At 71.1% G+C, this 13,080-nt stretch carries 12 protein-coding genes; 6 read left to right on the top strand and 6 right to left on the bottom strand.

The genetic code is table 11. The annotated features are described in order from the left end of the window. The first annotated feature begins 116 nt into the window (after nt 1-116). A complete protein-coding gene (locus tag D0Z08_RS23000; protein WP_118927611.1) occupies nt 117-467 on the top strand; it encodes a PKD domain-containing protein in 351 nt (116 codons plus the stop codon). A gap of 141 nt (nt 468-608) precedes the next feature. On the opposite strand, the gene D0Z08_RS22995 is transcribed toward D0Z08_RS23000, so the two are convergent. Then, on the bottom strand, nt 609-950 hold the full coding sequence (locus D0Z08_RS22995) for a LysM peptidoglycan-binding domain-containing protein (protein ID WP_118927610.1): 342 nt from the start codon (nt 948-950) through the stop codon (nt 609-611). A 260-nt stretch (nt 951-1,210) separates the two neighbouring features. On the opposite strand from D0Z08_RS22995, the gene lexA reads away from it, so the two are divergent. Continuing rightward, nucleotides 1,211-1,924 (top strand): transcriptional repressor LexA, encoded by a 714-nt coding sequence (gene lexA / locus D0Z08_RS22990; RefSeq protein WP_118927624.1) that lies wholly within the window; start codon nt 1,211-1,213, stop codon nt 1,922-1,924. A gap of 4 nt (nt 1,925-1,928) precedes the next feature. Here the strand turns inward: lexA and D0Z08_RS22985 are convergent, their stop codons facing one another. The 4 genes from D0Z08_RS22985 to hflX all read right to left on the bottom strand — a co-directional run bounded on the left by D0Z08_RS22985 (nt 1,929) and on the right by hflX (nt 7,525). Then, entirely contained in the window at nt 1,929-3,959 is a 2,031-nt protein-coding gene (locus D0Z08_RS22985) for an ATP-dependent DNA helicase (protein WP_118927609.1), read from the bottom strand. A 32-nt stretch (nt 3,960-3,991) separates the two neighbouring features. Further along, nucleotides 3,992-4,672, bottom strand: coding sequence for an SGNH/GDSL hydrolase family protein (locus D0Z08_RS22980; RefSeq protein WP_118927608.1), 681 nt, complete (start codon nt 4,670-4,672; stop codon nt 3,992-3,994). 116 nt (nt 4,673-4,788) lie between these two features. Then, nucleotides 4,789-5,931, bottom strand: coding sequence for a calcium-binding protein (locus D0Z08_RS22975; RefSeq protein WP_182481443.1), 1,143 nt, complete (start codon nt 5,929-5,931; stop codon nt 4,789-4,791). A gap of 103 nt (nt 5,932-6,034) precedes the next feature. Next, a complete protein-coding gene (gene hflX / locus D0Z08_RS22970; protein ID WP_118927606.1) occupies nt 6,035-7,525 on the bottom strand; it encodes a GTPase HflX in 1,491 nt (496 codons plus the stop codon). Nucleotides 7,526-7,649: 124 nt separating this feature from the next. Here hflX and D0Z08_RS22965 point away from each other — a divergent pair, with 124 nt between their 5' ends. Beyond that, nucleotides 7,650-8,021 carry a hypothetical protein gene (locus tag D0Z08_RS22965; protein ID WP_118927605.1) on the top strand — a complete coding sequence of 124 codons (372 nt, stop codon included), beginning with the start codon at nt 7,650-7,652 and terminating at the stop codon, nt 8,019-8,021. 36 nt (nt 8,022-8,057) lie between these two features. Then, entirely contained in the window at nt 8,058-8,711 is a 654-nt protein-coding gene (locus D0Z08_RS22960) for a vWA domain-containing protein (RefSeq protein WP_118927604.1), read from the top strand. Nucleotides 8,712-8,849: 138 nt separating this feature from the next. On the opposite strand, the gene D0Z08_RS22955 is transcribed toward D0Z08_RS22960, so the two are convergent. Beyond that, nucleotides 8,850-10,463 carry an alkaline phosphatase D family protein gene (locus D0Z08_RS22955; RefSeq protein WP_220454308.1) on the bottom strand — a complete coding sequence of 538 codons (1,614 nt, stop codon included), beginning with the start codon at nt 10,461-10,463 and terminating at the stop codon, nt 8,850-8,852. 215 nt (nt 10,464-10,678) lie between these two features. On the opposite strand from D0Z08_RS22955, the gene D0Z08_RS22950 reads away from it, so the two are divergent. Further along, nucleotides 10,679-11,509: a glycerophosphodiester phosphodiesterase gene (locus D0Z08_RS22950; protein WP_118927603.1), complete on the top strand. Its 831-nt coding sequence runs from the start codon at nt 10,679-10,681 to the stop codon at nt 11,507-11,509. Beyond that, nucleotides 11,506-13,068 carry a N,N-dimethylformamidase beta subunit family domain-containing protein gene (locus tag D0Z08_RS22945; RefSeq protein ID WP_118927602.1) on the top strand — a complete coding sequence of 521 codons (1,563 nt, stop codon included), beginning with the start codon at nt 11,506-11,508 and terminating at the stop codon, nt 13,066-13,068. The genes D0Z08_RS22950 and D0Z08_RS22945 overlap by 4 nt, the downstream gene beginning before the upstream one ends. Nucleotides 13,069-13,080: the final 12 nt, after the last annotated feature.

The following is a 13,080-nucleotide window of genomic DNA, read 5'->3' as shown; positions in this document are numbered from 1 at the left end:
GCAGTCTCGCCGCTGACGGTCAACCCCGGCGCGCGTCTCGGCGGGGTCGCTAGAAATGCGGGCGTAGATTGCGGCTGCGCGCGGTGCTCCCATAGAGGGCATAATAAGGATTATTGGTGTTCGAGACGAACTTCTTCACCGAGGAGCGCACGCTCAACCGGAACGTTCGGCTCCTCGGGCAGCGGGTGGAGCTGCGGATCGAGGCGCACTCCTACACGTGGCGGTTCGGGGACGGCGAGACGGTCACGACAGACATGCCGGGCGCGCCGTTCCCACGGCTGCAGATCACGCACAACTACCTGCAGACCGGCGACTACGGGCCGGCGCTCGACATCACGTGGGTGGCGGACTACCGGGTCAACGGCGGTGCGTGGCAGCCCGTGCCGGGCAGCGTGACGATCGAGGGCCAGCCCACCGACCTCACGGCGATCGAGGCCCGACCGACACTCGTGGGCTACGGCGGCTGATCCGCTGATCGGGCCAACGACGGCGCGAAGGGCGGACCCGGGGTCGTGGGTCCGCCCTTCGTCTTCCCCTTCGGGCCCGGGCAGTGGGCCCTGTCGTCCGCGGGGGTCGAAGCCGCGGGCGAAGTCTTCAGTCGGGTGCGATCACTCGGTGGGGATCCGGAGCTCCTGGCCGGCGTAGACCATGCTCGAGTCGAGGCTGTTCATGTCCTGGATGCGGGCGACCATCTCGCCCACGTCGCCCTCGCCGGTGGCGGCAGCAGCGTCGGCCGCGATGTCCCACAGGGTGTCGCCCGGGGCGACGGTCACGACCTCGACCTGCTCGACGCCGCCCTCCTGTGTGGCGACGGAACCGGCGGCGAACCACACACCGAGCGCGAAGGCGAGGAGCACCCCGAACGTGAAGACCACGAGCCGGCCGCGCCGGGTGAGGCGAACGGACCGCGGCTGGTAGCTGACCTGCGGGGCGAGGGTGATCGTGCTCATGGTGTGACCTCCGGGGGAAGTGACTCCGACCTTCGGAGTCCTGGCGATCTGGCGTGTTGGACGATGTCTATCGACGACCCCCGACACTTGGTGGTGCGGAGCCGTTCGATCAACAGTTCGATCGAACACGTGTACGAGACTAGATCAGATGTTCGAACGGATCAAGCACCTGTTCGAATGAGTGTTCGACGGCGTGTCGCGACACGCGGGTTCGAACAGATGTTTGAAATCCGGGCGTGATCGGCGTTACCGTCGAGGACATGGCGGACAAGAAGGTCACCGAACTGCCCGACGGGCCTCCCGACGCGTCCGGGCTCACCCCGCGTCAACAGCGGGTGCTGCAGCACATCAAGGAGAGCATCGACGATCGCGGCTACCCGCCGAGCATGCGGGAGATCGGCAAGGCCGTCGGTCTGACCAGCACCTCGAGCGTCGCCCACCAGCTGCGGGTGCTGGAGGAGAAAGGCTTCCTCAAGAAGGACCCGAGCCTCCCCCGCGCACTCCAGGTCGTGCTGCCCGAGTCGATGCGCCAGCGTCGCTCGATCAGCGCCGCGTCGGAGACGTCGTACGACGAGACCGGCTATGGCGACTCCGCGCCGATCCCCACCAACGTGCCCGTCGTCGGCCGGATCGCGGCCGGTGGTCCGATCCTCGCCGAGGAGCGGATCGAGGACGTCTTCCCGCTTCCCCGCCAGCTCGTCGGCGACGGCCAGCTCTTCCTGCTCGAGGTCAGCGGCGAGTCGATGATCGACGCCGCGATCTGCCACGGCGACTACGTCGTGATCCGTCAGCAGCCCACGGCCGAGAACGGCGAGATCGTCGCCGCGATGATCGATGGCGAAGCCACGGTCAAGACCTTCCAGCGCAAGGGCGGCAAGGTCTGGCTGCTCCCCCACAACGACGCCTTCGACCCGATCGACGGCACCCACGCGACGATTCTCGGCAAGGTGACGGCGGTCCTGCGGCGCGTCTGACGCCTCAACCAGCCGAGAGCCGGGTCAGCGCCTTGCGGACGACGGTCGGGTCGGTCGTGTTCCACATCGGCGGCAGGCTGGCCTTGAGGAAGCTGCCGTAGCGGGCGGTGACCAACCGCGGGTCGAGTACGGCGACGACGCCCTTGTCAGCATGGGTTCGGATCAGGCGGCCGGCCCCCTGGGCGAGCAGCAGCGCCGCGTGGGTCGCGGCCACCTGCATGAAGCCGTTGCCGCCTGCCTGGTCGGCCGCGCGCTGGCGGGCGCTCATCAGCGGGTCGTCCGGCCGCGGGAACGGGATCCGGTCGATGATGACCAGCTGGCACGTGTCGCCGGGCACGTCGAGGCCCTGCCACAGGCCGAGGGTGCCGAACAGATTGGTGTGCGGGTCGTCGACGAACTGCCGCGCGAGCTCGGGCAGCTGGGCGTCGCCCTGGGCGAGGGTCGTGAGGTGCGGCAGCTTCTCGCGGACGTGCTCGGCAGCGGTCTCGGCGGCCCGCCTGCTGGAGAACAGCCCGAGAGTCCGGCCGTCGGCGGCGTCGACCAGCTCGGTGATCTCGGCGAGCTGGGCCGGGCCGAGGCCGTCACGGCCGGGCTGGGGCAGGTGGCGTGCGACGTACAGGATCGACTGCTTGCCGTAGTCGAACGGGCTGCCGACGTCGAGGCCGACCCACGGCTCGGCGTCGTCCTCTGACACTTCGTCGGACGAACCTTGAGACTTCGAGGGACCAACATTGACACTTCGCGGGTCCAGGCGCTCGTTGGGCTTGAGCCCGACGGAGGTGGCGATGGAGTTGAAGTCGCCACCGAGCATCAGGGTCGCCGAGGTCATCACCACGGTCTTGTCGGCGAAGAGCTTGTCGCGCATCGGGCCCCACACCTGGAGCGGCGCGATGCAGAGGCGGGGTGGCAGTCGCTCGGTGCCCTCGGTCAGCCACAGCACGTCGGCGTCGCCGTTGGCGGCCATCCGGTCGGCGGTGAGGAAGACCTCCTGCGCCGACCCCTTGGCCTGGGTCAGGCCGGCGTCGGCTTCGTCGCTGGCATCGGCCTTCGGGAACGCGCTGACCAACGCACGGGCGGCGTCGCGCACCAGCGCGAGCGCGTCGGCCAGGTCCTGGGGCACTGCCTCGAACCGGCCCGGCCGCGCCTCCCCGATCGCCGCCCGCAGCGCCTCGGCAGCATCGGCCAGGTCGCCGGCCGGGTCACCGCTGTCGGACCGCACGTGCCGGGTCGCCCGCCGCGCGGCGCGCTCGACCTCCGACGCCCAGAGCTCGTCGGTGGCCGCCTGGGTCACCCGCGCCGTCAGCTCGTGGCCCTCGTCGATCACCACGACGTCGTACTCAGGGATCATCGGCACGCCCTCGATCGCGTCGATCGCGAGCAGGCTGTGGTTGGTGATGATCAGGTGGGAGCGCTGCGCCTTCTCGCGGGCGCGCTCGGCGAAGCACTCCTCACCGAACGGGCACTTGGCCGCGCTCAGGCACTCGCGGGCGGTGACGCTGACTTGTCGCCACTCCCGGTCGGTGTGGCGCGGCGCGGCGTCCTTCTCGCCGGTGCCGCCGTCCTTGCTCTCCTGCTCGGCCCACTTCCGCAGCTCGAGGACCTTCTTGCCGAGCGACCCCTCCGGGACGTCGACCAGGACACCCTGGTCGTCGGGCACGCCCTCGCGGATCCGGTGCAGGCAGGCGTAGTTGGACCGACCCTTGAGGACGGCGTAGGTGCTGTCGACGCCGGTCCGGCCCCCGACTGCCTTGGTCAGTCGCGGCAGGTCGCGCTCGACCAGCTGGTGCTGCAGCGCGAGGGTCGCGGTGGCGACGACAACCCGCTTGTTGTGGTGCAGCGCGGGCACCAGGTAGCCCAGCGACTTGCCGGTGCCGGTGCCGGCCTGGACGAGCAGGTGCCGGCGGCTCGGTGATCCGGCCATCGACTCCGCGACGGCCTCGGCCATGGCGATCTGACCCGTCCGCTCGCTGCCGCCGAGCGCCTCGACGGCCGCGGCGAGGGTGGCGCGCAGCGCATCGTGGTCGACCCCGGACATGCCCGGAACCCTAGACCGGACCTGCGACAGGGTCAGCGGCCGGGCGCGCGGGCTGTGGACAGAGCGGCGGCGACCAGGTCACCGAACTGACGGTGCCCGTCGGTGGTGAGGTGGAGGCCGTCGTCGAGGTAGGGCAGGTCGGCGTCGAGCATCGAGAGGTAGCCGACGTCGTACTGCTCGGTGAGGCGCGCGAGCACCGCGTCCACCTCGGGTACGACGTGCGCCCGGTCCGGCGCGGACGGCGGGCCGACCACGAGCACCCGCCGGTCACCGAGCGCCGTGAGCAGTCGCTCGAAGCCGGCCACGAGCTCCGCCTCGGTCTGGTCCACGTCGTTGAGCCCGCCCTGGACCACCACGAGCCCTGGTTCGCCGGGCAGGCCCCGGGTCGCGCGGGCGCCGTACGAGAGGTCGCCGCAGGGGCTGGCCTCGCGAGTGAAGCCCGAGCCCGAGAATCCGTCGACGTGCACCCGCCCGGGTAGCCGGGTCGGCCAGCTCTCCGAGGCGTGGACGCCGAGACCGACCGAGTAGGAGTCCCCGATGACGAGCACGTCGTCGCCCGTTCCGGTGGTGAGCTCCGCGCGCTCCCTCGCCGCCGTGCGGCGATCGGCGCACCGGTCGGTGTCGGCGCCCGCGCGCGTCATCATGAGGAGTCCCGCCGTCACGACGGCAACGGTCAGGCCGACCGCCACCAGCCATGCTCCCCGGATGCGCACGGGGAGATGGTGCGCTGCTCGATCGGCTTCTGTCTGGCGAATGGCCGAATCGTTGCCGGCGGGCGTGCAGGTTCATCGGTCAGCCGGCGTACGCCCCCAGCTCGACCGCGGACAGGCTACGGCCCGTCGGTCGCCTCACAGCCGATGAACGTGTCCATGCCGTCACCACCGGCGCAGGTGTCCTCGCCACCGCGGCCGGTGATCGCATCGTCGCCGGCCAGTCCGTCGAGCAGGTTGGGCCCGCCGTTCCCGAACAGCTGGTCCGCCTGCGGCGACCCAGTGAGGTTCTCGATGCCGACCAGCTCGTCGGTTCCGGCCCGGAGCGTGTCCTGCGGTCCGGTCACCGCCAGGTCGACGCGCACCCCGTCGGGCGTGGCGGTGTAGATGGTGCCGTAGGAGACCGTGTCGTTGCCTCGCCCACCGGACAGCACATCGTCAAGGTGGCCGGCGACCAGCAGGTCGTTGCCGGTTCCACCGAACCCCTGCTCCGCCTCATCCGACCCCGACCCACCAGGATCCACGACGTCGTCTCCATCACCCCCACGGACCACGTCGGTGCCGCCGTCGCCGTGAAGCTCGTCGTCGCCGGCTCGACCGCGGACCAGGTCGTCTCCGTTGCGGGCCTCGATGTAGTCGTCGCCGGCGTCGCCGTAGAGGACGTCGTCCCCGAGGTTGCCGTCGTACAGGGCATCGGCACCCGCAGCACCGTGGATCTCGTCCTCGACGAGCCCGCCGTAGATCACGTTGCGGCCGCCGTCGCCGGTGATGCGGTTGGGTCCGTTGCGCGAGCCGTTCACGTTCTCGATGCCGCGCACGGCGTCGTTGCCGAGCCCCGTCGGCTGCCGATACGTAGACCACAGCCGGAGGTGCAGCGAGTCCGCCCGCCGGTAGTCGACCCAGTCCCTGCCCATTCCGCCGACCTGCACGTCATTGCCACGACCACCCGCCAGGATGTCGTCGCCCTCGCCGCCGAAGCCCCGGTCGTCCCCCGCGCCGAGGTCGAGCCGGTCGTATCCCGCACCGCCGCAGACCACGTCATCTCCCCCGCCGGTACGGATCGTGTCGGGCTCGGGCGTGCCGAGCACGACGTCCCCGCGATCGCGATCCGGATCCACGGCATCGGGGTCGTTGAGGTCAACGGTCACCGCTCGGCCGGCGCAGGTCGCCGGGGCAGACGCCGACGTCGCGGGCAGCGGGACAGCGAGGAGGGCGCCGCTCAGCGCAAGCGCCGCGCCAGCAGTGAGGGTGAGAATGCGCATGCCGTCATCCTTCGCGAACACCACTTCCGCGCACATCAGGGTTTTCCACCGTCTTTGCTCCCGGCGGTGGGGGGCTGTTCGGGCCGGCTCAGCGAGCCACAGGTCAGACGGCGTACGTCGCGAGCTCGCCCGCGAGCGCCTCAGTGGCGCGGCCGGCGATCCGGGTGCCGTCGGCGGTGTGCTCGAGCGACGTGATCTCACCCAGCCGGTGGATCTGGTCGACGAGGTCGCCACGGGCGTAGGGCACCAGCGCGTCGAACTCCACCTGCGGGCGGGGCAGGTCGTCCTCGATGGCCGCCAGCGCCTCGGTGATGCCCTCGCCGGTGCGGGCCGAGACCACGACCGAGTGCGGCTCGCGCTGCCGGAGCCGCGCGATGACGAGCGGGTCGGCGACGTCGGCCTTGTTGATCACGATCAGCTCGGGGATCTTCGCTGCGCCGATCTCGGCCAGGACCTCGCGCACCGCGCCGATCTGGCCCTCGGGGTCGGCGTGCGACCCGTCGACGACGTGCACGATCAGGTCGGAGTCAGCGACCTCCTCGAGCGTGGAGCGGAACGCCTCGACCAGCTGGTGGGGCAGCTGCCGCACGAAGCCGACCGTGTCGCTCAGCGTGTAGACCCGTCCGTCGGACGCGGTGGTCCGCCGCGTCGTCGGGTCGAGCGTGGCGAACAGCGAGTCGTCGACGAGGATGCCGGCGCCGGTGAGCCGGTTGAGGAGCGAGGACTTGCCGGCGTTGGTGTAGCCAGCGATCGCGACGGAGGGTACGGCGTTGCGCCGCCGCTCCTGGCGCATCGTGGTCCGGGTGCCGGCCATCGCCTTCAGGTCGCGGCGGAGCTTGGCGATCTTGTCGTTGATCCGGCGCCGGTCGGTCTCGATCTTGGTCTCACCAGGACCGCGACCACCGATGCCGGCACCGCCGGCGACGCGGCCACCGACCTGGCGGGAGAGGTTGCCACCCCAGCCACGCAGCCGCTGCTTCATGTAGTTGAGCTGGGCCAGCTCGACCTGCGCCTTGCCCTCCTTGGACTTCGCGTGCTGGGCGAAGATGTCGAGGATCAGCGCGGTCCGGTCGACGACCTTGACCTTGAGCCGGTCCTCGAGGTTCCTCAGCTGCGACGGCGCGAGCTCACCGTCACAGATGACGGTGTCGGCGCCGGTGGCCTGGACGATCTCGCGAAGCCCGTCGACCTTGCCGCGTCCGACGTACGTCGCGGGGTCGGGGTTCTGCCGGCGCTGGTAGATCGCGTCGAGCACCTCCGAGCCGGCGGTCTCGGCGAGCAGCGCGAGCTCGGCCATGGAGTTCTCGGCGTCCTCGATGGTGCCGTCGGTCCAGACACCCACCAGGACGACCCGCTCGAGCCGGAGCTGGCGGTACTCGACCTCGGTGATGTCCTCGAGCTCGGTGCGCAGCCCGGCGACGCGGCGCAGCTCGTGGCGCGCCGCGAGGTCCATGTCACCGGCGGTGACCTCTTCGGGGTCGTCGCCTGCGTAGCCGGACTCGAAGTCGTCGGTCTCGTCGAACTCGTCGGCATCCCAGCCAACGGTCTTCTCGAGCTCGGCGTCGAGGGAGAATTCTTCTGCGTGGTTCGTCATATGCCTTCAAGCGTAGGTGGGGCCCTGCACCTTGGCGAACGGGTTTCACGCGTGATGTGTTCCCGCAGGTAGTGCGCTGCCGCATTTCTTGCGTAGCCGCAGTTTGTGCGGTAACGTTGCTGGCATGACACCGGATCAACTGGCCGGCGTACGCCGCGCTCTCGACGATGCCGAGGGCAAGGATTCCGTCGGGGCCCTCCCCTACCTTCGGGAAGCGGCCGACCGGCTGACCGAGCTGATCGACGAGTCGATGGCGGCCGCCGTACTCACCGGCCAGGCCTCGCTCCGGAGTGCCGGGGCGCAGGCCGGACTGACGGAGAACGCCGTCGGCCCGCGGCTGGCCCGGACCCGCACCCTCGGCGCCTACGCCGACGACCGGGGCCGGGTGACCGCCTCGGGCGTCGAGCGGGCGAAGTACGACCTGGAGTCAGGGGTGCCGCGGCAACCGGCCGCGACGCCGGCACCGATGCGGTTCAAACCGCGTCGATCCACCTAGCAGGGAGCGGGCCTCCGCTCCCGGGACGGAGTCACGATGACCCGAGCGGACCTCACCCACCTCTACTTCCTGCTCGACCGCAGTGGATCGATGCAGTCCATCAAGACCGACACCGAGGGCGGCTTCGCCGCGTTCATCGACGAGCAGCGGAAGTCCGCCGGCGAGTGCCGGGTGACGCTGGCGCAGTTCGACAACGAGTACGACGTCGTCTACTCGGGCCGGCCACTCGCCGATATCCCGCCGCTCGACCTGCAGCCGCGCGGCTCGACCGCACTGCTCGACGCGATGGGTCGGCTGGTCACCACGGCCGGGAGCGAGCTCGCCGCGCTGCCCGACGATGAGCGCCCGGCCACCGTCATCGTCGCGGTGATGACCGACGGCTACGAGAACGCGAGCCGGGAGTGGACCCACCCGGCCATCAAGGCGCTCGTGGAGCAGCAGACCAAGGACTACTCCTGGCAGTTCCTCTACATGGGCGCCGACCAGGACGCGATCGAGGTGGGGGTGTCGCTCGGAGTCTCCGCGGCCGCCTCGGTGACCTACGGGCGGGGCAAGACCCGCGAGGCGATGGCGATGAGCGCCGGCAAGGTGGCGAAGCTGCGCGAAGCCCGGATGGCGGCCCCGGCCGGAGCACCGGCCCCGATGATGGAGGGCTACACCGCGGCGGAGCGGGCCGAGCTGGCCGACTGAGGCGCGGCCCTGCCGCTCGCCCGGCGTCCTCCTGCTTGACGTCATGCAGGGTGACGTGAGGGTTGCCCTGCATGACGTCAAGGAGGGTGACGCCCCAGTTGCCCTGCATGACGTCACGCAGGTAGGGCGCAGAGGGCGTCAGCGCAGGGGCTCGGGCTCCAGCGTCCGCTGCCAGAGCACCGTGCCGGCGCCGTCGTACAGCCGGACGGTGAGCTCGCCCGACGCGGCGAGGTCGAGCTGCCCGAAGTGCTGGTTGTCCGGCCGCGGCGCGACCTTCCAGTCGTAGTCCTCGTCCTTGCCGTGCGAGAACACCGGCTCCGGCCCGAAGGTTCGGTCGAGCTCCTCGTCGTGCGTGGTGAAGGGCGAGCACATCAGCGGGCCGGAGATGAACTCCCAGAACGGCTCGAAGTCGGTGAACGTCGCGCGGTCCGGCGCGTAGTGGTAGGCGGCGGTGTAGTGGACGTCGGCGGTGATCCAGACGACGTTCTTGATGCCGTGCCGCTTGATCGCCGCCAGGATCCGGCCGATCTCGGGCTCGCGGCCGAGCGGCCGGCCGGGGTCGCCGTTGGACACACCGTCGAGGTCGTAGAGCCGCGACGGCGGGGCCGACAGCGGCTGGTCGACGGAGATGACCTTCCACGTCGCCGTGGACGCGCGGAGCTCCCGGACCAGCCAGTCCTCCTGCTCGGTGCCGAGCAGCCCGACCTGGAGCCGGTTGCGGACGACGGCGGGGTCGACGTCCGGGTTCGGCCCGCGGTAGCTGCGCATGTCCAGCAGGAACAGGTCGAGGTGCTGGCCGCGCGGGATCCGGCGGTAGATCCGGGTCGGCACGAACCCGTCGCCGTCGCGCGGGACCAGCCGCTTCACCGGCACCGGCTGGTACTCCTGCCAGGCCCGCCGCCCCCGGATCGCCAGGACGTCGGCCCGCCGCTCGGTGTAGCGCTCGTCGTCGATGATCTCGCCGGGCCACCAGTTGTTGCAGGTCTCGTGGTCGTCCCACTGCACGACCGACGGCACGGCTGAGTAGAAGTCGCGCACGTTGTCGTCCCGCAGCGGGTAGCGGTGCCGGCCGCGGAAGTCGGCGAGCGTCTCCGCCACGACCATCACCTCGGCGGTGAGCTCGTTGCGCCAGGTCGAGCCGTCCTCCTCGACCGTCCGGGTCTCCACCATCGGCTCATCGGCGTAGATCGTGTCGCCGACGTGGATGAAGAGGTCGGGGCGGACGTCGAGCATGGAGCGGTACGTCGTCATGCCGCCGCGGGCGCGGTCGATCCCCCACCCCTGGCCGTTGGTGTCGCCCGACCACACGATCGACTGCGCCGCGGCGTGGATCGGCGCCGTGCGGAAGGCGAGCGGCAGGGGTGCGCTCTTGGTGCCGTCGTGGTCCTCGAACCACACGGTGGCGTCGTACTCACGGCCCGGCGCGAGGTCCGTCAGGTGGATCCGCGCGGTGAGATCGGTGCGGTGCGTCGTCCACGGGCCGCGGATCGTACGGCGCCGCCCGCCGCTGCCGAGGCGGACCATCATCCGGCCCGGCTCCGCCGCCCGCGACCAGAGGACCGCGGAGCTGGTCGTCACCTCGCCGCTCCGGGCGCCGGAGGTCAGGTCACGGCGCCGGCCGACCAACGACGGCCCCCGCGCGAGCAGTCCCAGCGCAGGGATCGCGGTCACCCCGAGCCCGCCCGCGACGGTCGTCCGTCGTCCCACCCGCAGCTCCCCGAGCCTGGTCTGGTCGTCCCACAGCAACGCCACGTCGCCGTACGCAATCGGCCTGGAGCGACCGAACGGGATGCGGCGGCGGAAGGCCTGGTGACGAGCCGGGCAACTCTTGCCATCCGGTCCCGCACCCGGGACGCCGGCGACTGATCTTCCCGAGACGACCGGGACTGCAGGCTCATCTCGCGGGACGCGCGACGGCGGAGCGTCGCCTCCAGCGGTGGACAGGCCACCGCGAGGAGGTGGTCCCGATGAGGACAACGGCAGTGGGAGCGGTCGCGCTGGTCATCCTTGCGTCCGGCGGCGAGGTTGGTCCGGATCGACCGGAGCACGCCGCGAGCCACGTCGCGACGGCGTACGGCGATCGCCTCGTCATCGGGCACCGCGGGGACGAAGCGGGCGCACACACCGAGAACACCATCGCGTCGATGCGCAGCGCGGTGGCGGCCGGCGCAGGCGCCGTCGAGTTCGACGTCCGCGTCACCGCCGACGACGACTTCGTCGTCATGCACGACTCCGCACTGGGCCGGACCACGACCTGCGGCGGCCGGGTCCGCGCGAAGACCCTCGGCTGGATCAGGACGAACTGCCGCGGCCGCCACCACCGGGAGCCCATCCCTGCGCTCACCGACGTCCTGGACTGGGCCCGACCCTCCGGCGTGAGCCTCCTCGTCGAGCTCAAGGAGGCGCCCGGTTGGGATGCCGACCGGACGCGGGAGGTCGTCGACGCGATCGAGGACCGCGGCCTGGAGCTCCGCGCCCAGTTCCTCTCCTTCGAGACGGACCTGCTCGCGCTCGTCGAGCAGGTGGCGCCCGGGATGCAGACCCTGCTCATCATCAGCGGCTCTCGCACCCCAGATCTCGCAGTCGGCCGTTTCGACGGCGTCACCATCGACCCTGACGAGGCGACCCCTGGGCTGGTCGACCAGCTGCACAGGCTCGACATGACCGTCTACGGCCGCACCAGCAACCGCCCGGCCGACTGGGAGACGTTCTGGCAGGCGGGCGTCGACGGGTTCCTGACCGACCGCCCGGGCGCCGCGGCGGACGCTCTCCCGCACACGACCGGGTCGCACCGATGAGGACGATCACGGTTGCGGCGGTCCTGACCGCAGGGCTCCTGGCCTACGGCTGCACACCCACGCGGATCGAGGACCCGACACGGCGGACAGAGCCGGCGGGACACTCCGGAGGAGCACAGCTCGTTGACGAGACCGGTGCCGAGGAGGAGCCGACCGAAGACCTCCGCGGCAGCGGCGAGTGGCGGCTGTCTCCTGATGCGTTCGACGGCAGGATCGAGGCCTACGCGACGCGGGCCAGCGCACCGGCGGGGTCCCTGGTCGGGCTCAAGGTCTCGACGTCGGAGGACGACTGGCGGGTGTCGGCCTACCGTATCGGCGCCTATCGCGGTGGCTGGGGACACCTCGTCTGGCGGTCCCGGCGCCAACCGGGCGAGCAGCAGCCGGACGCGGTCCTCGCCCCCGCGGCGACCCGGACCGTGGTCGCACCGTGGCGGCAGAGCCTGCTCCTCGACACGACCGACTGGCCGGAGGGCTTCTACGTGCTCAAGCTCCGCACCGGCAGTGGCTCCGAGACCCAGGTGCCCTACATCGTGTCGTCCCACACTGCCGAGGGGACCGTCGCGCTCGTGGCGCCGGTGACGACCTGGCAGGCCTACAACAAGTGGGGCGGCTACAACCTGTACGAGGGCCCCGACGGCCCCGAGGGCGACGCGCGGAGCTGGGCCGTCAGCTTCGACCGCCCGTACAACGGCGCCGTGGGCGCCAACGACTACCGGTCGGCCGCACTGCCGATCGTGATGCGCGCCGAGAGTCTGGGGATCCCGCTGTCGTACTTCGCGAACACCGACCTCGATGCCCGACCGGCGGCGCTGGACGGTGCCCGTGGGTACGTCTCCATGGGTCACGACGAGTACTGGACGACCGGCATGCGGCGGGCCGTGCTGCAGGCTCGCGACTCCGGCACCAACCTCGCGTTCCTCGGCGCCAACACGATGTACTGGCGGATCCGCCTCGCCGAGGGACCCTCCGGTCCCGACCGGACGGTGATCGGCTACCGCAGCGACGCCTACCTGGACCCGGTCCGGGACCGGGATCCCGCCAACGCGACGTCACGTTTCCGGGACCCGCCCGCCGCCCTCCCCGAGCAGGACCTGGTGGGCATGCAGTACGAGTGCTACCCGGTCGACCACGCCTACGTCGTGGTCTCACCCCGCTGGTGGGCGTTCCGCGGGACCGGAGTCACGTACGGCGACCGGTTCGAGGGGCTCGTCGGCCCCGAGGCCGACCGGGTCTATCCCGGCAGGCTCACTCCGCGCCCCCTGGAGGTGCTGAGCCACACTCCGTACCTCTGCCGCGACGTGGCCACGTCGAGCCAGTCGGTGTACTACACCGCACCGTCCGGCGCAGGTGTCTTCACCGCCGGCACGCTGCGGTGGGGCTGTGCCCTGATCGACTCCTGCGAGCATCCGCTCGGCGACCGCACGAGAAGGTTCGTGCGCACGGTGACGGACAACCTGCTGCTGGGGTACGCCGGCGGCCCGGTCGGGCTGCGGCACCCCGCCCGCGACAATCTGGACGAGTTCGACCTGTCGCCCTCCAACACGGTGTCGGCGAGTTGAGCCCAGGTCGGG

It is taken from the genome of Nocardioides immobilis, from assembly GCF_003515065.1.
In the GTDB taxonomy this organism is placed as follows: domain Bacteria; phylum Actinomycetota; class Actinomycetes; order Propionibacteriales; family Nocardioidaceae; genus Nocardioides; species Nocardioides immobilis.
The sequence above is the reverse complement of the archived record's forward strand: the minus strand, read 5'-3'. Positions and strand labels throughout refer to the sequence as shown.